The 20,432-nt window shown below is 56.4% G+C and carries 21 protein-coding genes and 1 pseudogene; 10 read left to right on the top strand and 12 right to left on the bottom strand.

Features of this window, described 5'->3' with window-relative positions:
• A pseudogene (locus WBP50_RS04335) lies at positions 1–114 on the bottom strand (secondary thiamine-phosphate synthase enzyme YjbQ); the annotation flags it as partial.
• 108 nt (positions 115–222) lie between these two features.
• On the opposite strand from WBP50_RS04335, the gene WBP50_RS04340 reads away from it, so the two are divergent.
• On the top strand, positions 223–729 hold the full coding sequence (locus tag WBP50_RS04340; RefSeq protein ID WP_423931935.1) for a hypothetical protein: 507 nt from the start codon (positions 223–225) through the stop codon (positions 727–729).
• A gap of 17 nt (positions 730–746) precedes the next feature.
• The gene (locus WBP50_RS04345) at positions 747–1,538 is read left to right on the top strand and encodes a type III pantothenate kinase (protein ID WP_423931936.1); all 792 of its coding nucleotides are present in this window, start codon (positions 747–749) and stop codon (positions 1,536–1,538) included.
• Here WBP50_RS04345 and aroB read toward each other — a convergent pair.
• From aroB to WBP50_RS04360, 3 genes are all read right to left on the bottom strand, one after another.
• Positions 1,528–2,631 carry a 3-dehydroquinate synthase gene (gene aroB, locus WBP50_RS04350; RefSeq protein WP_423931937.1) on the bottom strand — a complete coding sequence of 368 codons (1,104 nt, stop codon included), beginning with the start codon at positions 2,629–2,631 and terminating at the stop codon, positions 1,528–1,530. The two genes, WBP50_RS04345 and aroB, sit on opposite strands and share 11 nt — an antisense overlap.
• A 12-nt stretch (positions 2,632–2,643) precedes the next feature.
• Positions 2,644–3,219 carry a shikimate kinase gene (locus tag WBP50_RS04355; protein WP_423931938.1) on the bottom strand — a complete coding sequence of 192 codons (576 nt, stop codon included), beginning with the start codon at positions 3,217–3,219 and terminating at the stop codon, positions 2,644–2,646.
• 196 nt (positions 3,220–3,415) lie between these two features.
• The gene (locus tag WBP50_RS04360) at positions 3,416–5,653 is read right to left on the bottom strand and encodes an SF1B family DNA helicase RecD2 (RefSeq protein ID WP_423931939.1); all 2,238 of its coding nucleotides are present in this window, start codon (positions 5,651–5,653) and stop codon (positions 3,416–3,418) included.
• A gap of 140 nt (positions 5,654–5,793) precedes the next feature.
• Between WBP50_RS04360 and WBP50_RS04365 the strand changes: the two genes are divergently transcribed.
• The 4 genes from WBP50_RS04365 (at position 5,794) to WBP50_RS04380 (ending at position 8,945) form a co-directional block, all read left to right on the top strand.
• The gene (locus WBP50_RS04365) at positions 5,794–6,495 is read left to right on the top strand and encodes a glutamine amidotransferase (RefSeq protein WP_423931940.1); all 702 of its coding nucleotides are present in this window, start codon (positions 5,794–5,796) and stop codon (positions 6,493–6,495) included.
• 123 nt (positions 6,496–6,618) lie between these two features.
• The gene (locus WBP50_RS04370; protein ID WP_423931941.1) at positions 6,619–7,248 is read left to right on the top strand and encodes a hypothetical protein; all 630 of its coding nucleotides are present in this window, start codon (positions 6,619–6,621) and stop codon (positions 7,246–7,248) included.
• Between the two features lie 165 nt (positions 7,249–7,413).
• On the top strand, positions 7,414–8,094 hold the full coding sequence (locus WBP50_RS04375) for a YecA family protein (RefSeq protein WP_423931942.1): 681 nt from the start codon (positions 7,414–7,416) through the stop codon (positions 8,092–8,094).
• Between the two features lie 41 nt (positions 8,095–8,135).
• On the top strand, positions 8,136–8,945 hold the full coding sequence (locus WBP50_RS04380) for an SDR family oxidoreductase (protein WP_423931943.1): 810 nt from the start codon (positions 8,136–8,138) through the stop codon (positions 8,943–8,945).
• Here the strand turns inward: WBP50_RS04380 and WBP50_RS04385 are convergent.
• Entirely contained in the window at positions 8,940–10,139 is a 1,200-nt protein-coding gene (locus WBP50_RS04385; protein ID WP_423931944.1) for a Coenzyme F420 hydrogenase/dehydrogenase, beta subunit C-terminal domain, read from the bottom strand. The genes WBP50_RS04380 and WBP50_RS04385 overlap by 6 nt on opposite strands.
• Before the next feature lie 180 nt (positions 10,140–10,319).
• Here WBP50_RS04385 and WBP50_RS04390 point away from each other — a divergent pair, with 180 nt between their 5' ends.
• The 3 genes from WBP50_RS04390 (at position 10,320) to WBP50_RS04400 (ending at position 12,298) form a co-directional block, all read left to right on the top strand.
• A complete protein-coding gene (locus tag WBP50_RS04390) occupies positions 10,320–10,736 on the top strand; it encodes a hypothetical protein (protein ID WP_423931945.1) in 417 nt (138 codons plus the stop codon).
• A 61-nt stretch (positions 10,737–10,797) separates the two neighbouring features.
• Positions 10,798–11,106: a hypothetical protein gene (locus WBP50_RS04395; protein ID WP_423931947.1), complete on the top strand. Its 309-nt coding sequence runs from the start codon at positions 10,798–10,800 to the stop codon at positions 11,104–11,106.
• 13 nt (positions 11,107–11,119) lie between these two features.
• Positions 11,120–12,298, top strand: a complete 1,179-nt coding sequence (locus WBP50_RS04400) for a hypothetical protein (protein ID WP_423931948.1) — start codon at positions 11,120–11,122, stop codon at positions 12,296–12,298.
• 67 nt (positions 12,299–12,365) lie between these two features.
• On the opposite strand, the gene WBP50_RS04405 is transcribed toward WBP50_RS04400, so the two are convergent.
• The 3 genes from WBP50_RS04405 to WBP50_RS04415 form a co-directional block, all read right to left on the bottom strand.
• Positions 12,366–13,418 carry a radical SAM protein gene (locus tag WBP50_RS04405; protein ID WP_423931949.1) on the bottom strand — a complete coding sequence of 351 codons (1,053 nt, stop codon included), beginning with the start codon at positions 13,416–13,418 and terminating at the stop codon, positions 12,366–12,368.
• 58 nt (positions 13,419–13,476) lie between these two features.
• Positions 13,477–13,818: a hypothetical protein gene (locus tag WBP50_RS04410; protein ID WP_423931951.1), complete on the bottom strand. Its 342-nt coding sequence runs from the start codon at positions 13,816–13,818 to the stop codon at positions 13,477–13,479.
• A gap of 232 nt (positions 13,819–14,050) precedes the next feature.
• Positions 14,051–14,644: a YdcF family protein gene (locus WBP50_RS04415; protein WP_423931952.1), complete on the bottom strand. Its 594-nt coding sequence runs from the start codon at positions 14,642–14,644 to the stop codon at positions 14,051–14,053.
• Between the two features lie 287 nt (positions 14,645–14,931).
• Here WBP50_RS04415 and WBP50_RS04420 point away from each other — a divergent pair, with 287 nt between their 5' ends.
• A complete protein-coding gene (locus tag WBP50_RS04420; protein ID WP_423931953.1) occupies positions 14,932–16,131 on the top strand; it encodes an exo-beta-N-acetylmuramidase NamZ family protein in 1,200 nt (399 codons plus the stop codon).
• An 18-nt stretch (positions 16,132–16,149) separates the two neighbouring features.
• Here WBP50_RS04420 and cfa (WBP50_RS04425) read toward each other — a convergent pair whose 3' ends face one another.
• From cfa (WBP50_RS04425) to miaA, 4 genes are all read right to left on the bottom strand, one after another.
• Positions 16,150–17,313, bottom strand: a complete 1,164-nt coding sequence (gene cfa, locus WBP50_RS04425; RefSeq protein WP_423931955.1) for a cyclopropane fatty acyl phospholipid synthase — start codon at positions 17,311–17,313, stop codon at positions 16,150–16,152.
• Positions 17,314–17,386: 73 nt separating this feature from the next.
• A complete protein-coding gene (gene cfa / locus WBP50_RS04430; protein WP_423931957.1) occupies positions 17,387–18,505 on the bottom strand; it encodes a cyclopropane fatty acyl phospholipid synthase in 1,119 nt (372 codons plus the stop codon).
• A gap of 206 nt (positions 18,506–18,711) precedes the next feature.
• The gene (locus WBP50_RS04435; protein ID WP_423931958.1) at positions 18,712–19,335 is read right to left on the bottom strand and encodes an STAS domain-containing protein; all 624 of its coding nucleotides are present in this window, start codon (positions 19,333–19,335) and stop codon (positions 18,712–18,714) included.
• A gap of 138 nt (positions 19,336–19,473) precedes the next feature.
• Positions 19,474–20,430: a tRNA (adenosine(37)-N6)-dimethylallyltransferase MiaA gene (miaA, locus tag WBP50_RS04440; RefSeq protein ID WP_423931959.1), complete on the bottom strand. Its 957-nt coding sequence runs from the start codon at positions 20,428–20,430 to the stop codon at positions 19,474–19,476.
• Positions 20,431–20,432: the final 2 nt, after the last annotated feature.

Genomic DNA, 20,432 nt, shown 5'->3' on the forward strand with positions numbered 1-20,432 from the left:
GAGCCCCTCCTGGATGCCGCTCTCCTGAAGCGCTTTCTCAACATCGCCGGTAATGTTGACGAAGTCCATTCTTGAGGGCACCTGCATCCATAGTTCCTTGTGGTATGATTTCATCGCGGGTGGTTGAGTCGTCGTTCGTGGAAATTTTCTCTTGTATTGACAAAGTTAAGGCTTATTTTTAACATCCGGTCAAGCCTACAGTAAAAATCCAAGCCCAACGCCATGCCCGAGGTTTTCCACTACCCCATGACCTATCCTTCCTGGTGGATGGACTCCTACTTTACCGTCACCTGGGTGCTCGGCATGCTGTTTCTCGCTGCCGGATGGGCTGTTTTCTTCAGGTACGGCAAGTTCACCTACGGGGTCGATCTGGGCTGTCTCTGGAAAACCACGCTCCTGATCATCCTGACGACCATCGCTCTCGGAGCGCCGAACTACTACAATACCCGCTTTGTCGGCGAGCACGGCCAGGACGGCGATTCCGTAAGGATTGCCGGTGAGGAAGTGCTCTATCTCGACCGCAGGGGCAACGAGAAAAAGCTGAAGCTCCAGGATATCACGGCGATCTACCAGGAGCCGATAACCTACAACCCTCCGCCGAAAATTTTCGTTGTCGCCGGAAAGGCCAGGGTGAAGGATTCGCTCTTCGTGACCAGAAACCTTCAGGATTTCGAAGCCTTTCTCACAGCGCTGTCCGGGAAGACCGGCGTTCCCGTCAAACGGCCCTGATTTCCAGTCCATCCGATATGCTCCATTCGGGTAAAGAGCCTGCGGTTCTGGTTGTTGAAGCCGGTAACACCACAACCACCTTTGCGGTTTTCCTCGACGGCCTCGTTGCCGATACCGTGACGATTTCCACGGACTCCCTTTTTGCGCCCGATCAGCTGCCGGAGTTGCTCCATCCCTTCGGGGACGCGTATCCCGGCATGCGGGACGCCGTGCTCTGCAGCGTGGTGCCGGGGGTGTCAGCAGCCGTTGTCGGCCAGCTTGCGCAACTGCTTCCCGGAACCGTGATGCAGGTAAGCTCGCGCCTGAATCTGCCGTTTCTCCTGCAGTACGACTCTCCGGAATCGTTCGGCGCCGACAGGATCGCGCTCTGCGCCGCCGGAAGACAACTTTTTCCAGGAAAGGCCGTCATCGCCCTCGATATCGGCACCGCCATAACCTTCGACGTGCTCGACGGCTCCGGATCCTACCTCGGCGGATTCATCATGCCGGGTCTCGACCTCATGGCCCGTTCGCTCCATGAGCGGACCGCGCAACTTCCGCTTGTGGCGATCGCGCCTCCGGAGGAGCTTCTCGGCCGTTCAACCGCAGCCTGTATCAGAAACGGGATTTTCTGGGGATGTGTGTCGCAGATCGACGGGCTGACCGCCCGGATCATGCGGACTCTCCTGGATCAGGGCCAGGTCGCGCCCGCCGTGATTGCTACGGGCGGCAACGCCCCCTCGGTCGCGCCGCTTCTCCAGGTCGAGACGCTGCTGGTGGAGCATGCCGTCGCCAGGGGGGCGCACTATCTGTACCAGCTTAACCGATAGTATTACCTTCAGAGAAGAACCTGCGCGCATCCTCTATCGCCCGCAACACTTCGCGATCCTCGACATCCTCCTCCAGAAGAAAGGCCTCTCCGGGTTTTTTCAGCAGTACGAACCGCAGTTTGCTGTCGAGTTTCTTCTTGTCGGAGAACATGTTTTCAAGCAGGGCCTCTGCGCTGTGCATAAGAAAGCGGCGTTCGAGGAGTCCCTTGGGAAAGCGGAACCTCGAAATCAGCTCAAGACCGGAGCGCATGGCGTCCACAGAGAGGTAGCCGAGATTGTGCGAGAGACAGAGCGCACAGGCCATGCCGATCGTGACGGCTTCACCGTGGCGGATATGGCGGTATTCTGCAAGCTTTTCAAGGCCGTGTGCGAAGGTGTGGCCGAAATTGAGCGTTGCCCTGAGCCCGGTGGTCTCCCTGAAATCCTTCTCCACCACATCGGCCTTGATGAAGGCGCTGCGCCGGACCGCTTCGCTGATGAAGGGCTCCTCGAGTGCCGTTATCCGGTCGAAATGCTTTTCGAGCCATTCCAGAAAATCGCGGTCGGCGATGAATCCGTATTTGATCACTTCCGCCATGCCGCCGAACACCTCCCGCCGGGGAAGGGTACTGAGAAAGGAGGGATCGATCAGCACCAGTTCGGGCATATGGAAAAAACCGATGAGGTTCTTGCCGAGCGGATGGTTGATGGCAACCTTGCCGCCGATGGAGCTGTCGGTCATGGCCAGAAGGGTGGTGGGGCACTGAACGACCGGAAGTCCCCGGTAGTAGCTCGCCGCGATGAAGCCGCCGAGGTCGCCCACTACGCCGCCGCCTACGGCCAGAAGATTCCAGCTCCGGTCGACGCCGCCCTCGATCATGCTGCCGTAGAGGCGGTACGCCGAACTGAAGCTTTTCGATGTCTCCCTTGCCGGTACCGAGAGCTCGAGCAGCCGGAATCCCTGCTCCTCAAGGGTGCCGATAACCCTGTCTCCGAAAAGGCGACGGGTGTTTTCGTCGAAAAGTACGACGGTTTTCAGGGCAAGGCCGTGCTTTCGGTACAGCTCTGCCGCTTCCGAAAGTACCGGGGTTCCTACGATGATATTGCTGCTCAATTGTCTGTCTGGTTACGGTTTGTTCCGGCCCTGCTGCTCTGCCTGGCGGACATGGCGGTTGATTTTTCTGGTCAGTTCCTCGACCGTGGAGCCGATTCGCCGGGTGTCGGTCTGCACCGTGAAATCGGCCGCCAGGTATCGCGGTTCGCGTTTTTCGAGAATGGCGGATATTTTCATTTCGATCTCTTCCCGCGAAAGTCTCCGGCCGTTCTCTCCCCTGAGCAGGGGACGGTCGGTTTTGAAGCAGAGCCGTTTGGAGAGCGACCGGGCGGTTGATTTCAGGTAAACGAGCGTTCCGTGCTTCCTGACGAAGTCGAAGCAGTCGTCGTTTTCAAGCACGCCGCCCCCAAGCGACACCACCATCTCCTCCTTCACGGCAAGCTGCTGCAGTGTTTTCAGTTCCATCATCCTGAAAGCCGCTTCCCCCTCTTCGGCAAAAATTCTCGTAATGGATTTTCTGGCGCTCCGTTCGATAGCCTGGTCGAGGTCGAGGAACTCGTAGCCGAGACAGTTGGCAAGCAGCGGCCCTATGGTCGATTTGCCCGAACCGCTGAACCCGGTGAGAAAGATAAGCGAGTGGTGCTTCATGACTCAAGCCTGCTATCGGCAACGCCTTCCGCAGTTTTCCGGCGTGTACAACCGCGAAAACCGGCTCAAGGGCATTCTGAAAAAGAGGTTACATGTTTTCATATGCGTGAAATATAGCAAAAAAGGGAAAGCTACGAGGCACCTCTGTTTATTTGTTCCGCCGCTCCGGGCGGTTTGGCCGGACGGGCTGCGCCACCTATTGCACTGAAGAGTGTTTTCCGGAACTTCCCGTGGCCACGGCAAGCTTCAGGGCCAGGGTGGTCATGCGGCGGCCGGCTTTCCTGTTTGCGACGGCCATGGCGAGCGCTTTGGGCTCGGCGACAATCACCACCAGCTTCTTGCCTCTGGTAACAGCCGTATAGATCAGGTTCCGTTCGAGCAGCGTGAAGTGCTGCATGCCGAGAGGAATCACTACGGCCTGGTATTCGGATCCTTGGCTTTTGTGGATGCTTGTGGCGTAGGCAAGCGCAAGCTCGTCGAGTTCGCCGAACTCGTAACGCACCGGACGCCGGTCGAAATCGGCAACTATCGATTCCTCTGCGGTATCGATCGAGGTGATCATGCCGATATCGCCGTTGAACACCTCCTTGTCGTAGTTGTTCACCATCTGGATAACCTTGTCGCCGGGGGAAAAGGTTGTGCCGAAACGGGATATCTTCGGTTCCGCGCTGCCGTTCAGGGCCTGCTGCAGTTCGGCGTTCAGTGCCCTGGAGCCGAGTCCTCCTCGATTCATGGGCGTCAGCACCTGGATATCCCTTACCGGATGAAAGCCGAAGCGCGCAGGAATGCGTTCGGTTACCATCTGCATCAGTTTCTGGTGGATCTCTTCGGGCGTCGACGCCCTTACCACATAGAAGTCCGAAAGCTCTTCTCCTTCGGCGTTCAGCGGGATCTCGCCGTTGTTGATGCGGTGAGCGTTCACGATGATCTGCGACTGTGCGGCCTGCCGGAAAATCTCGGTAAGCGTGACAACTGGAACGCATCCGGATGCGATAATGTCGGTGAGTACCGCTCCCGGACCGACCGAAGGGAGCTGGTCGACGTCACCCACCAGGAGCAGGGCGGCTTTTGCCGGAACGGCAGAGAGCAGCTGGCTCATGAGTACGATATCGACCATGGAGGTTTCGTCGACAACCACCATGTCGGCTTCAAGCGGGTTGCCTGGGCCTCGCTTGAACCCGCCGGTGAGCGGATCGAATTCAAGCAGGCGGTGAACGGTTTTCGCATCCATGCCGGTCGATTCCGAGAGCCGTTTCGCGGCCCGGCCCGTCGGAGCGCAGAGGGCGATTTTCGATGTTTTTTTCCGGATAACCCTCAGAATGGCATTGACCAGCGTGGTTTTTCCTACGCCGGGTCCGCCGGTGATGACGGTGACCTTGCTGGTGAGCACCAGCGCGAGCGCCTCTTTCTGGGAAGGGGAGAGCCGGAGGCCGGTCTCCTTTTCAACCTGTACGACGGCCTTGCCGCAATCGATCTCCTTCCATGGCGGCTTTCCCAGCAGAAGGGCGGCAAGCGCCGCGGCGCTTCGCTCCTCGGCCCGGTGAAGCGGTGCGAGGTAAAAAATTTCGCCGGCCTCCATGACCTCGCGCACCAGATTGAATTTTCCCGTTTCCAGGGCGATGGCCTCTTCGATGATCGGCTCGGAGATGTCGAGTATCGCCGTCGCCTCACGGACGAGCTGCTCCCTGGGTACCGCACAGTGACCGTTTGCGGCAAGCTCCTGCAGCACGTGGCGTACGCCGGCTTCGGCCCTGATGAGCGAGTCCCGGGCGATGCCGAGCTTCGAGGCGATGGTGTCGGCGGTCAGAAAACCGATGCCGTCGATATCGAGGGAGAGCCGGTAGGGGTTTTCGGAAACCTTGCCGATGGCCTCCTCCCTGTAGGTTTTGTAGATGCGGTATGCGCGAGCAATGCCTACCCCGTGGGACTGGAGAAACACCATGATATCCCGTATGGCTTTCTGTTCCTCCCACGATTTCGTGATGATCTCGAGCCTTTTTTTACCGATGCCCCCGACATCGAGCAGCTTTTCGGGGTCGTTGTCGAGAATGTCGAGTACCCCGGTCCCGAATTTTTTAACCAGTTTTTTTGCGTAGAACGCGCCGATTCCCCGTACCATGCCGGATGCAAGGTATTTTTCGACGCCTTCGGCGGAGCTCGGCGGTACGATGGCAATCTGGTCGGCCTTGAACTGCATGCCGTGCACCCTGCTGTTCTGCCAGCTGCCAGTGCACTCTACAAGCTCTCCGGGCGAAACGGCCGGGGTGGTGCCCACAACCGTCACCGGTTCCCGATTGCCTTTTGCCCGGATTTTCAGTACCGAGAAACCGTTTTCCCCGTTATGGTAGGTTATGCGTTCAACCGTTCCTGAAAGGCGTTCCCTGGTGTGTCCGGAAGCCTCGTCCTGAATGGTCTCTCTGGGGTGTGTCGCCATGAGCCTTTAGCATGAAGGTGGTTCGCTTACCCGTTATAGTACAAAATAATATGGTGCAGCGTTATCATATTGTACCGTAACCGGAAAAATCATAGCTTCCGCCATTTCAGTTCCATCAGTCATGCATCCCTTGCTGCGCCATGAAAAATCTCTGCATCATAAAAGCCGGCACGACCTACCGTTCTACGCTGCAGGCTTTCGGGGATTTCGAGGACTGGATCGGGGCGGTCGCAGGGGAGTCCGGAATGCCGCTTCGGGTCGTCGATGCCGCAGGAGGCGAGCCTCTTCCACCGCCATCGCTCTCTTGCGGTGTGATCGTTACGGGATCGCATGCCATGGTTACCGACAACCTTCCCTGGAGTCTGGCCATAGAGGCATGGATTCCTTCGCTGCTTGCAGGCGGGGTGCCGTTTCTTGGCATCTGCTACGGTCACCAGCTGCTCGGCCGCGCCCTGGGCGGCAGGGTTGGGTATAATCCACGTGGGCGTGAGATCGGCACGGTTCGGGTTTCGCTTGCCCGGGAAGCTTCCGCCGACCCACTTTTCAGGGGCGTCGGCGCGCATTTTTATGCCCATGCCATCCACGAGCAGTCGGTGCTCGAACTGCCTTCGGAGGCCACTCTTCTTGGCGGCAACGCACACGATCCCGTGCATGTTTTCCGGGTCGGGCAGTGCGCATGGGGTGTGCAGTTTCATCCCGAATACACGGTTTCCGTCATGAAGGAGTATATCATGGCCGAAGGGGAGAGCCGTTCCGTCGAGCTTCTGGCCGAGGTCCGCGATACCCCCGATGCGCGGCTCGTTCTTTCCAATTTCGCATCCCTTGCGGCCAGTCACTGCTGAAGCGCAGAGGAAAAAGATACCCTGTAGAAGCTGTTTTCTCGTGTCCGCTTGTTAAATTGAACAATTTCGGAGTAACAGGTGGAGCGACCGGTTAGCGCCCGGTTGCAAAAGGAATCAACATCGATGAGCAGTTCACGTCCGGCCTCACTTCCTTTCAGCAGATCCGTCATGATTGCCGACAAGCTTATCTGTGCCGGAGTGCTTCTCTCACTCGGATTCAGCGGCCTGCGCGCAGATCTTACGATGGTTGCGGTCTACGTTCTGCTCTATCCCTATCTCTACATCACCTCCCGCCGCCAGGCCGTGCGTCACCTGCTTGTCGCCTCGCTTGTCGCCTGCTGCTGGTTTTTTATCGCCAAGGGGCAGTACGGCTATAACCGTGAAATGCTGCTTATTGGCGGTTATACCGTTTATCCGCTTTTTGCCTGGGCTGTAGGCCTTTTCGGGGTCTACCTGATGTACTCCTACTGGGTAAGGATTTTTCCGAACCGCACGCTGCCCGGCAAACTGGTTTTTTTCGTGGTGCTTTACTGGTCGCTGCTTTTTGGTTCCGAAATACTTGCCTACCACTATTTCCATTTCCGCAATATCGCTACGGCAAATTACGCAGGCCTGCCTCTGGTTGACTGCATTCATGTGCCGGGATGGATGCAGGCGGCCTATCTTCTCAACGGTCCGCTCTATTTCCTCATCTGCGAGTTTTCAGGTTTTGCCGATCCGAACATTCCGGTGCGCGCCGCACTGCCCCGGTGAGGGTTCATGCCACATAATTGCAGGGCGCTTCTGGTAATTCGGCGTCAAATCGTTAGTTTTCAAAAGACAACCGGAGCGGTTCATTAACCCGGTGCATGCCCAGCATCGGGAAAACTCCCTCCAATTGAGGTTCCTTTTTTTACAAAGCAGGTTATATCCGGCCTTATGATCGACAACACCAGTAAACCGGTCACCGGCGCCGAACTCGGCGAACTCGAGGCTTTCCTTTGTTCCGTCCCGACGCCCTCCGGAGCTATGGATCTCGACATGCTCGACGGTTTTTTTGCCGCTCTTGCTTCCGGTCCGGAGCGTCTCCAGCCGGAACAGTGGCTTCCTCTGGTGTGGGGGTCCGAAGCCGGCTCCCCACCCGATTTCGCTTCGATAGACGAGATGCAGAACATGCTTTCGATCATGGTGCGCTACAGGCAGCTTGTCGAAACCGTGCTTCTCCTTGACCCCGAAAGCTATATGCCCCTTTTCAGGAGGTGTTCGTTCGGAGACAGCCTGGAGGAGAGAGCGGCTGTAGAGAACTGGGCCAGGGGTTTTCTTCTGGGCATCGAACCGCTGCGGGAAACCTGGCAGCCGCTCTTCGAGGAGGATACGGAGTTCTCTGCCCTTGCGCCGCTTTTTCTTCTGGCCAATATCGCGGGTGAGGGCGATATCGATGAGGCGCAGTGGTTGCAGTGCCGTGACGGCGTTGCCGAATGCGTCAGGGCGATATACCGTTTCTGGACGCCGTTCCGCGGCAAAACCGGAAAAATCCAGCGCTCTTCATCGGAGGAGCCTGACGACTGGCGCGATGACGATTTCAGTCAGGAGTGTCAGTGCCGCCGGGATAAAGGGTAAGTTTGCATGCGACTTGATTGAACCATGATGGATACCAAGGTATGGCCGAAACGAGTGTTGTCATTACCGGAAGTTCCCGGGGGATAGGCTTCGGACTGGCGGAGCAGTTTCTTCTGCGGGGTTGCCGGGTTATGGTGAACGGGAGTTCCGCCGAAACCACACTGGCCGCTCTCGAACGCCTTTGCCGTTACAAAGACCGGGTATGCGGCGTCGCTGCGGACGCGAGCCGCCGCGAAGGGCTGCTTCTCCTGCATCGCGAGGCTGTAGCCCGTTTCGGCGGTGTGGATATCTGGGTCAACAACGCAGGAGTCAGCCACGAGACCAGACCGGCATGGGAGCTCGATGCGGAAACGGTGGAGAGGGTGCTGCACTGCAATATCGACGGGGTGGTGCACGGCACCATCATCGCCTTTTCTGAAATGCGCAAGAGGGGAGCAGGGAAGATTTTCAATATGGAGGGGTTTGGAAGCGACGGATTCATGCTCGAAGGGATGACCCTTTACGGCACCACGAAAAGCGCCCTGACCTATTTCACCCGCTCTTTTTCCCGTGAGGCCTGTTCATCGAGAGTGCAGGTCGGCACGCTCAGTCCCGGCATGGTGGCGACCGATCTCCTGCGCATGACGGCAGGCGGCGACTCGCCGGAAAGCCTTAAAAAACGCAGGTTTTTCAATGTAATGGCCGACGACGTCGAAACCGTATCGGCTTTTCTTGCCGTCCGGATGCTTGCCGCACGGGAGCCTTCACCCGAAATCAGATGGCTGACGAAACCCAGAATGCTCGGTAAACTCCTGCTTGCCTTGTTCCGGAAACGGGACTTTTTTGCAACGCCGGACGGCAGGGGCTCATAAGGGAAGTCCGTACTCTTTGAGAATGACCGGTACATGGGCAGGAACCAGCCTCTCCAGGAGATTCGGAAGCCGTGACCTGACGTAGTAGTAGTGGCGGATCATGTGGTAGTCGGCCGAATAATGGGCGAACCCGATGCCTTTCGGGCCGATGAAACCCATGGTGGTACTGAGCAGGTCTCCTGCCCACCGGGGTATGAGCGGATCTGCCGAATAGATTTTGCCGGTGTCCTGCATCTGTTCGATAATGCCTCCCGCTGTTTGCCTGATAAAACCCTCGCACTCCCATTTTCCCCATTCGGGAAAACGGTCGAGTTCATCGTCGACGAGTTCGAGCAGTTCCTTGCCTTTTTCTGTCCGAACCAGCACCCATTGCCGGTCCTGTTGTGGCGTGAGTTCAGCGGCAAGGTAACCGATCGTGATGTCCGAAAGGCTGTTCAGATAGTCGAAACAGCACATGCATGCCTGGGGAAAAATGGCGGGATCCGAAAGCTCCTGCGGCAGGCTGAAGTAGGGTATTTTTTCCGTCGAGCCGTCGCTGTGGCGGATGTGAATCCGGAAATCCTGCATGAACTCCATGTGCCGGGCCGTCCCGGCAGAAGCCGAAATCCGTTCGAGAACCCATGGCCACCGGTTCCGGTCCATGTTGTCGACACAGGGAATGCCGATGGTCCGGATCTCCATCTTCTGCAGATAGGGAAACCGTTCACAAAAATCCCGGAGCATGTGCAGATGGCATGCCGCTCCTATTACCAGAATCTTTTTCAATCCCTTGCGGTATGCCGTCTCAAGAGAACGCAGCACAGGAGAGAGTACCGGTTTGTTGCCTCTTGAAGCATAAATCTCTTCACTGCTGCAGGCAAGCACGGGAAGAGGAAAAAAGTGCTGTTCCGCATGCCGGTGCAGCGTCACAACGCCATCAACAAGCTTCCGCTCGAAGGCCCTGAGCGCCATCGCTGTAATGATGCCACTCCACTGGGCATCGGGTATCCGCCGTTTCAGACGGGCGGTAAACCGTTCGGTTGTAATGCCGAAGCGCATTTCAACCGGGTCTTCAAGACTTCTTTCGCGTCCGAAGAGCTGCCGTTCGAGATTTCCGAGCCAGCCGTTTCTGAAGACACAGCTCTGGAGGCTTTCCTGCGTCGGCCATTCCTGAATCGAGCAAAGTCCGCATGAACTGCATATTTCTTTTTCCATCTGTGGCGCCGGTAATGAAGTGAATGTTCGAACGCAAAGATACGGATATAAATACCGGTGTCAACAACGGTTTGCGGCGCTATGTTCTTGTTCGTATTTTCAGGGAAAAAGGGATGAGCTTTTTTGGCAGGCAATGAACTCATTCCGATAGAATCTTCAGGGGGCTAACCGGAGAAAACCATGGACGCTGTCGCAGGATTTTTGCAGGAGAGGATGGCAACGGCATACCAGGAACAGACGTGGGCTGTGGCGCTTGCCGGCTCCCTGACCCTTTTTATTGCTGCCAATGCAGGCCTCATGCTGACCTGTTTCAGGAAATGGCTGCTCCAGACGGCCCTTTTTGCGGTATCCTGCAGTGCTCTTGCGATTGTGTTGAGCCGTCATTTCATCTATATGTATTACGACGGATGCCTGAAAACCCTGCTTGCAGGTTCGACCTTCGCGTCCGTGTGCCCTTCCGGAGGCGTTTCCCGGATTTCCGGGCAACTGGCCCTCTATTCCGGGGTCTCTTTTTACCTGCTGATCGTCGTCGGCCTCTATCTGTTTGCCGCACGCCTGATAGCGGTTACGGAGTATCCCGCTGAAAAGCGGCGGTGAGAGGGCAAACGACATCTCTCTGCCGGTCATGTTTTTTTGTCAATGCAATCGAAATATTCCGATGTCATCTCCTGCAGCAATTCCGGTTCCTCTCGACAAGGGTACGGTAACCGGCGTACTGAAGAGGCTGATCGCCCTCAAGAAAGGTCTTGCGAACTGGCAGACAGGGGTTCTCCTGAAGCACCGGCTTCGGGAAGATCTGCGTTTTACCGATGCGGGCGTTCGTGCGCTCACGCCGGACCTGAATGATTGCTTCCGGACGGTTTCGCTTGCCCTGACTCCCGGAGAGACAGGGCCCTGCCGTACTGTCGAGGAGCTTGCCCGGCTGATATGGACCGCCGTTCCCGAAGAGTACAAAACCAACAGCTAAACTTTACCGCATCATGAGAATAAGCCCGGCCATTCTTCTGTTTTTCCTTCTGGTCAGCATTTCTCCGGTTCATGCCGCCGTCGTCGAGGAGTTCGATGCCGACGGTAACGGCCTGATCGAACCGGGCAGTGAAATAACCGCGCTCCTGAAAAGCACCGTAACGGTTCCCTATGCCGCCATCGACACGAACCGGGACGGAAAGGTTGACCGGCAGGAGTCGGAGGCGCTCGACCGGAAGCTCGACGAGGATATCTCTTTCAGGCTCGAGGAGTACCGGGAGCTGCTTGGCGACTCCGCAGGTATGCCGATTGCCGATGTCAACCGCTTCATCGGAGGCCTGCCGACGTCTGCCCCTCCTGATGCATCCGGCAACGGACGCCTGCTTGTCCGCCGCGATTACGAGAATATCGGCGTGATGGGCCAGAGCAAGGACCCCTCTACCGTGAAAGGCGCCTGGGTAGCCTATACGAAAGATTACGAAAACAGGAACGACATCTGGCAGTTACGCGGTTCTGCGATGTACCTGCTGCGGAGCGAAACCGGTTTTGCGCCTTCAGGCGACAATGGTGGCGTGACGGCCTGGAGTTTTGTGCCCGGCGTCTCTTTCGACCGGGTATCGAACAGCAATGAAAACTATACGGACGTCAACTCCCTGACATTCCGGCTGGGTTCCGAAGTTGAATACATGGGCGGCGGATTTTCCGATGCCCAGTATTTCCGCCTGAATCTCGCCTATGCCTCGGATTTCGATCTGGAGAGCGGGGTGCTGGCCCTCGAAGCCCAATGGGAGCCTGTCGATACCGATATTGGTATGGGGGTGGCCCGATCGGTTCTCGGAGGACTTTTCGATTTTCGCTGGAGGCCGATTCTGCATGCCGAAGGGGGCAGGGTGATCGAACGGGGCGACAAATACTGGCTTGTCGAGGACGAGAGCTTTTTCAGGGCAGGTCCGAAACTGCACGCCGACCTCTGGCCGCTGTTTCTGGAGCGCGTAAGGATCGGTTTAGACTGGCAGTATCTGCACGGTTTCAGCGGTTATCCCGGCCATGTGCGGCTGTTCGAGGGCGATATCAGTTATGCCCTGAACGAAAAAGGAAACTACGCCATCGGGTTATCCTACCGGAAAGGCCGTCTGCCGCTTACCTTCGAAAAGGTGGACGACCTGACCCTCGGTCTGTCGGTGAAGTATTGAAAGGCGGACTTTTCCGGCAGGGGGGCGCTTCCTGAAAGAGCCGTGCGACGGTTATCGAGGCGGCCGTTCATCGGGGGGAGGAACCGGCAGCTCCCGCTGATTCCATATGGCGAAAACAGTAGGGATTCGCGTGAGGCTTTCCGGTATAGGCTATGGACATGGTTGTGCATCCGCCCCCGCACTCTTCGGCCATGGCGCATCCTCTGCAGGTTTCTTTCATGTCGTCGGCCGTATAGCTGCGCGTGTCTGAAAAAGCTCCCTCCCTGAACCAGACAGACCATAACGAATCCTGTCTGAGATCTCCTTCGATCATCGAGTCCGGCCATGAAAGGCACCCCTTGACCAGTCCATTGCTCATGATGCCGCAGGTAGAGACGCCTGCGCTGCATCCGGTCCATGGCACGGTATCGTGGGTGTCGAGTTCCGAAAAATAACCTACCCCGTCGGCGCCCATGATCTGCATGCCTGAGGGTTCGGCGGATTTTTGCCTGTCGTGGATGAATCGCCCGAGCTGCAGATACTGTTGCGCCGAGAGCTGCATCTCCGTTTGTTGTCGCGAGCGTCCGAACACGAACAGCGGCTGCAATTGCCATCGTTTGATGCCCATGGCGCGAAACTGATGTTCCATCGCCTCGAGTTCACCGAGGTTATGGGCATTGACCGTCGTTATGAGGGTGATCTCAATTCCTGAATCCAGCAGCCGCCGGATGCCGTCAAGCAGCCGGTCGTGCAATCCGGTTTTTCCCCGCATCCGGTCATGGGTTTGGCGCATTCCGTCGATACTTACGGCAATCGCGCCGATTCCTGTTTCGCGAAATTGACGGATCACTTCTGCCGTTACGATGGTGCCGTTCGTTACCATGCCGGCAAGAATTCCCGATTCCCGCAACCGCCGGGCAAGAGGCATCCACAGAGGGCTCAGGAGCGGTTCGCCTCCGGTAAAGACGACTTCCTGAACCAGCAACTCCGGAAACTGATCGCAGATCAGCAGCGCCTCCTTTTCCGAAAGCTCGTCCGATCTTGCGGCGCCTGCCGACGATGCGCAGTGCAGGCACCGCAGATTGCACGCAAGTGTCAGTTCCCAGCCAATGATTAACGGAAAGCTCTCAAAGCTGCTCATGGTGTTTCGTGCTTGCGTTTTCTGGAACCTCTTCCCCGCCTCATACGCAGAGTCCGTGTTACTTCGCCTTGTTCAGGAATGATTGAACCGAGATGTAATCGCCCGCACGCACAACGATCTCCCGTCCCATCACCACATCGTCGGCGAAGTTCCTGATGGTTGCGGCAATAGCTGCCGGAGGCTCTTTCCCTTCAAGCATATATTGCTGGAGATGGGTTTTTACGGCTTTTGTGAACTTTTCGTCGACGCCCTTGGCGATGAGCACCCTGATCTGCGACATGTCGAGACCTTCGGGTGGCGGATAAAGGTACATCACCCTCCACTTTTTGATAAGCAACTGTTCCTGCAGGGAGTACATCAGTTTCATGTTCTCCAGGAACTGCGGAGATGTTTTTGGCATCAGTCTGCCCTCCTTTTTTACCTTTGGGGTTATTGATAAAAAAGACACCCGCCCGAGGCGGGAACTTCCGGTCGCGGTTTTCCGGGGAAAACCGTTGTACTGCTTACTGCTGCTGATACTGGGGGTACTGACAGGGATCTCTACGGGTAAAGTACTGTAAGGGGAGGATAAATGCAAAATCCATTTCGGGGCGTCCTGACTTCCGCGGAGGAGTGTCGCAATCGCCGCCCCTTCAGAGGTAGACGGCGTAGTAGTAGACGTTTTTCTTGATCTCGCTGATGACGAATCGGTAGCTGGTTTTGTTTTTCCACCAGAGCAGCGCGTTCCACCAGTCTGGTTCGGTAGGGACGAGGATGATTTTTTTCGAAGAACCTTCGAATACCCTTCCCCAGGTCTGGTGAATACGGAGCATGTGCGGGGGATCGCTGACGACGATGGCGCTGTTCCATCCGTTTTTATGCAGGGTTTCCGCGGCGTTTACGGCCTCCTCCCAGGTGGTTTCGGATTCGGTGTCGACCTTGATGGCTTTTTTGGGTACGCCCAGCGCTCTCATGCGGCGTTCCCGCCAGTTGGGGTGCCCGGGCCGGTAGAAGCGGGCGTCGATGCCGGTCAGGAGCACTCTGGATGCATAGCCCTCCTTGTAGAGCGCGGCGCCTTTTTCAACCCTCAGGCCGTTGTCGCCGCCAAGTACCACAATGACGTCGGCTTTTTCGGGTTTTTCGGCCGGGAAGGAAACTACAAAGCCGAGACACAGGAATACCAGTCCTGCAAGGGAGGCAAGAGAGAGGATGAGGAACGTGATGAAACTGAAAAAGGCTTTTATCATGCGTGCTTCAGGAAATTGCTCATGCGCCGTTCATTGTGGGCTATCCTGCTTCAGCGGCAGCTGACCGCAGCCGAGGCTGAATGCTTGTTGATGATGGCATTTTTTACGGTATCTTGCAAAAAAAATCGATAAGGAAACCTCCCGAGCCGGTGTTCCCCGGCAGGATGCGCTGCCGGATTTCCGCATCTTTTTCTTTTTCCCGGCAAATAGTACCTTGTCCATGTCGGATGTCCTCTTTACCGTTGCTCCTTGCTCCTTAATTTATGAAACGTTACGGTATTTTTTCATTGCTGCTGTTCTTCTGCGTTCTCGCAGCCTCTCCTCTCCAGGGCGCGGCGTTCAGAAGCGGGATCGACGTACTCGAGGATTCGGGTTGCCGTGAACTGCAGGGGAAAACGGTCGCGCTCGTCACCAATGCGGCAGGCCTCACCTCGGCGGGCGGGAGCAATTACGCGGTATTGCTTCGCAACGCCATCGACCTGAAGTTCATTATGGCGCCCGAGCACGGGTTTGCCGTGAATGTCGAGGCCGGGAAAAAAACCGATGGTATGCTCATCGGTGACGGGCTCAGGGTCTACTCGCTTTACGGATCGTCGAAAAAGCCGGATGCAGCCCTCCTGAAAACCGTCGATATCGTGCTTTTCGATCTTCAGGATGTCGGCGCCCGCTGCTACACCTATATATCGACCATGAAGCTTGTCATGGAGGCCTGCATGGAGGCTGACCGCGCCTTTATGGTGCTCGACCGTCCCAACCCAATCTCGCCGCTCGAGCCGGAAGGGTTCATGCTCGATAAAGGGTATGAATCGTTTGTCGGGGCTGTCGACGTGCCGTTTCTTCATGCCATGACCGTCGGCGAAATCGCCATGCTGCTGAAAAAGAACCGTTTCCCGAAGCTGGATCTTCGGGTGGTGAAGATGGAGGGATACCGCAGGGAGCTGTTCGGCGATGAACTTCCAGGGTTCGTTTTTGTGAGCCCTTCTCCCAATATCAGGAACATCGAGACGGCGATTGTCTATCCGGCAACGGTTATGCTCGAAGCTACGGCGGTGAGCGAAGGGCGGGGAACCGATACGCCTTTCCTGCAGTTCGGCGCCCCGTTCATCGATTCGGCCGGACTGTTACGGGAGGTTCGGGCCAGTCGGCTGCCGGGTGTGGAGTTTTTTCCTGTCCGGTTCATTCCGAAGTCCGGAAAATTCAGGAATGAAGCGTGTTCCGGTTTGAAGCTGAAGGTTTCCGACAGGAAGCGGTTTTCCCCGTTTGCCACTTCGGCAGCCGTGCTCCTTGCCCTGCAGAAGCTCTATCCCTCCAGTCTCGGGCTGATGAAGGATTCCGGCGCTTTTTTTGACCGCCTTGCGGGAACGCCACGCTTCCGGGAGATGATTCTTGAACAGGTTCCTCTTGAGGTTATCCTGGAGGCAAGCCGCAGGGATGTGCAGGAGTTCGGGCGAATGCATCCGGCACGTTATATCTATCCCGAGCCGTAGCCTTTTACGGCAAGGCGTTCAGCGCGGTACGCGGTATTCCCCCCTGACCCCCTGTTTTGAAAGCAGAATCTGCCAGAGCTCTATGGATCGTGCCCTGAAAGCTCCCGAGAAGCTGAGAAGGTAGTATTGCCACATGCGGTGAAACGTTTCGCTGTAGCGTGATCGCAGCTGCTGCCAGTGTTTTTCGACGTTCTCGTGCCAGGCCTTGAGCGTCAGAGAGTAGTCGTGGCTGAAAACGTGCCAGTCTTCGAGCTTGAAGAGCCCTTCGTAGTTTCTGGTGATCTGGCTTGCACTCGGGAGCATGGAGTTCGGAAAGATGTATTTGCAGCTCCAGGGGTCGCCATTGGCGGCAGGCGTATTTCCTCCTATAGTGTGCAGCAGGGATAAGCCGTCAGGTTTGAGACAGCGGCTGACCACTTCGAAATAGGTGCGATAGTTTTTGTACCCGACATGCTCGAACATGCCTATCGAGTATATTCTGTCGAACATTCCCCGCAGTGTCCGGTAGTCGCACAGTGAGACGGTGACGGGCAGTCCTGTGCACCGCTCTCTGGCCACTCCGGCCTGTTCGGACGATACCGTTATCGCCGTTACGGAAACGTTATAATGTTCAGCCGCGAATCGGGCCGCTCCCCCCCAGCCGCATCCGATGTCGAGAACCTTCATTCCCTGGCTGAGACCGAGTTTGTCAAAGACCAGCCTGAGCTTTTTTTCCTGCGCTTCATCGAGACTGTCCGCCTCTTTCCAGTAGCCGCAACTGTAGATCATCTGCTTGTCAAGCATGCATGCAAACAGGTCGTTTCCTGTATTGTAATGATGTTCTCCAACCGTGAATGCTCTCGACGGGTGCTGGAGATTGCAGGTCTTGCCGATCAATCTGCCGATAACCCACTCGGGTGTAACGACTTTTCTGTCGCATTTTGCCGAGAGCAGGCGGAAAAAGAGCTCTTCGAGGTCGTCACACTCCCACCAGCCTTCCATGTATGACTCGCCAAGACCAAGACTTCCCTGCGTGATTACCCGTCGGAAAAACCGGCGGTCATGCACGCGGATATCCCATGGCCTGTTGCCGTCGATACGGATATCTCCGCTATTGAAAATGAGTTCAAGCTGCTTCTTGAAAAAGCTGTCGAGCGCTGCCGGGCGATGCTGTGTCTGAATGGAGTTCAATGGATAGTCCATGGCTGACGGGTGGTTATCGATTGTCCTTTTAGAAACAACAGGGATAATGTTGCTTTCATGCCAAAATCCGGGTCTATCGGGGAACTTCGAACGGTCCTTCAATGCCGCCATGCGAGTATACGATCTGCCAGAGCTGCACATGGCGCGCTCTGAAGGAGCCGGCAGCGCTGAGCAGATAGTAGCGCCACATTCTGAAAAACCGCTCGCTGTAGTCGTTTTCGAGAGCCTGGCGATGCTGTTCGATATTGTCGGCCCATGACTTCAGGGTAAGCGAGTAGTCGTGTCCGAAGGAGTGCCAGTCTTCGAGCACCAGAAGCCCTTCGGATGCCCTGGTGATATGGTTGGCCGATGGAAGCATCGAATTGGGGAAAATATAGCGGCTTGTCCATTTGTCGGTATTGGTGCCGGTACGGTTGCTGCCGATGGTGTGAAGCAGAAAGAGACCTTCCGGAGCAAGCACCCGGCGGACGGTCTGAAAATAGGCAGGATAGTTTTTGTGCCCGACATGCTCGAACATACCGATGGAGTAGATGCGGTCGTAGGTTCCCGAAAGATCCCGGTAGTCCATGAGTTTTATTTCGACGGGAAGACCGGCGCAGTATTCTCTGGCCAGTTTTTCCTGTTCGGTCGATATGGTCAGACCGGTTACCCTGACGCCGTACTCTTCGGCGGCGAACCTGGCGGCGCCCCCCCATCCGCAGCCGATGTCGAGCAGGTGCATGCCCCGCTCGATATTGAGTTTGCCGAAAACGAGCCGGAGTTTCCGCTCCTGCGCTTCGTCCAGGTTTCGGGCGTTCCGCCAGTAACCGCAACTGTAGATCATGCGCCTGTCGAGCATGGCCCGGTAGAGGTCGTTGCCGATATTGTAATGGGTCTGGCCGACGGTGAACGATCTTCCGGGGTTCTGAAGGTTTACCGCCTTGCCGAGGATTGAGCCGATGAAGCGGGGTATCGCCGATACCTCCCTGTCGAGGCCGCGGCGCAGCACCCGGTAGAAAAATTCGTCGAGTGCGTCGCAATCCCACCAGCCGTCCATATAGGACTCTCCAGTTCCCAGATGGGCTTCGGTCAGTACCCTTTTGTAAAAGCGGTCGTCATGTACCCGTATGTCCCAGGGGTTCGGGCCGTCGACAAGAACGCCCGCACTTTCCAGAAGGCTTCGGAGTTTACGTCTGTAAAAAGATTCCGCCATGAGTGCAACGAGTTACCCTGTTGAACGGAGTAAGGGCGACGAACGGGCATACTTCAGCTTTAACTCATAAAGCCGCTGAAAAAGTTCATTACCTGTTGGATCGCTTGCGCACACGCTGAGCAGAGGAGAAGAAACGGCGGATCCGCCTCGGCGGTGAGGTTGACGAAGCGGGTGTTCCGGAGAGGAGTGGGCGGTGCCGGAAGCGTTCAGCCGGCGCTCTTTTTACCTGGTTTGGGTTTCCCTGCGGTATCGCTTTTTTTCGGTCGTCCCCGTTTTTTCTGGGTGCCGCAGCTTTCCTGGTCGGGGTCGCATTCGGCGGTTTCCGCACTCTCCGTGCCATCATGCTCCTCTTCGGCAAGCTCCCCCTCGATGGAGTCGTCGGGAATGATGACATCGTCGAGCAGCACTATCTCGTCGCAGATGTCGTCGATCACCTCGTCGACATGAACATGCGCCTTGCCCCGGCCACCGCGCTTGTTTTTCATGGCCGGTTCAATCAGGGTCATGACCTCGTTGATGGAGGAGAAGATGTAGAGCTGCTTGTCGAGATTGGTCAGCTTGAGAAGGTCCTTGATCTGCTGGCAGAGCGAGACGAAGATCGCAAGTCCCTGACTCTGGTTCGAAAGCTGGTGCGCGATGAGCATGGAACTGATGCCGCTCGAGTCGATGGCTTTGACCTGCGACAGGTCGATGATGAGGTTTCGGCTGTTCTCGTGCAGCAGGAGTTCTTCGATGGTTTGACGGAAACAGGCGGAGTGCCGGAAATCGAACACTTCCTCCTCGATTTTCAGAATGGTCAACTCCTTGCGGGACGATACCGAGTTTTTCATGGCAGTACTTCTGGTTAGGTCTTGAAGAGAGCGGTTCTCTCTGCAACCTTCATCAATGACGGGGCAGTTGTCTGCCTCTATTGGTCAGGTTCAGCCGGGAACGGACCGTTGCAGCTGAATCGGACATGGTGCGGCGGTTCAGGATGGTGTTGCAATGGCCCTGCAGCAGGTTTCGATCAGCGCCTCCATAGCCGCATGGTCTCCGGAAGCCTCCACCCAGTTAACATTAAGCCTATTTTTAAAAAAAGTCAACTGGCGTTTTGCATAATTGCGGGTGTGCTGTTTTATAAGCGTAACCGCGCTTTCGAGAGTCGTTCGGCCTTCAAAGTAATCGAAAAGTTCCTGATAACCTACCGTTTTCAGGACGCCGGCATTTTCCCCGTTCAGGAGAGAATAATACTTTTTATACAATAATTCAGCTTCATCGATCAAGCCGGATCGGATCATCCCGTCGACCCTTCCGTCGATTCTTTCATAGAGCGTCGATCGCGGCACAGAGAGCCCGCAGGTGATGAACGTGAGATCCGGGACTTTTCTGGATTGCTGCAGATCGGTAACGGTGCGTCCGGAGATCGCAATGATTTCAAGGCTGCGGATCAGCCGATGGGTTTTGGTGGCATCGAGTGTTGCAGCCTGAACGGGGTCAAGTGTTTTCAGCCGTTCGAAGAGCTTTTCGCTGCCGGAAGCGGAAAGTTCTCCGGCAAGTTTTCTGCGGATTTCGGGATCTCCGGGAGGCAGGTCGGCAAGGCCCCTGATGAGCCCCTCGATATAGAGCGTCGAGCCTCCGGCGACTATTGCCTGTTTCCCCCGATCGTGAATGTCGAGGATTCTCCGGTGCGCTTCAACGGCAAACTCACCTGCCGTAAAGGGCTCTCCGATGTTTTTTTCATCGATGAAATGGTGGGGTATTTCGTGCAGCAGCTCTTCGGGAGGTTTTGCTGAACCGATGGTGAGCTCCCTGTAGATCTGCCGGGAATCGGCGGAGATGATTTCGGCGTCGAGCCGTCGGGCGGCCTGCAGGGCAAGGGCTGTTTTCCCGGAAGCCGTCTGCCCGAGAATCACCAGTACCGGTTTTTGCGGTTGAGCGGATGACATCA

The sequence above is a fragment of the Chlorobium sp. genome, from assembly GCF_049593655.1.
In the GTDB taxonomy this organism is placed as follows: Bacteria; Bacteroidota; Chlorobiia; order Chlorobiales; family Chlorobiaceae; genus Chlorobium.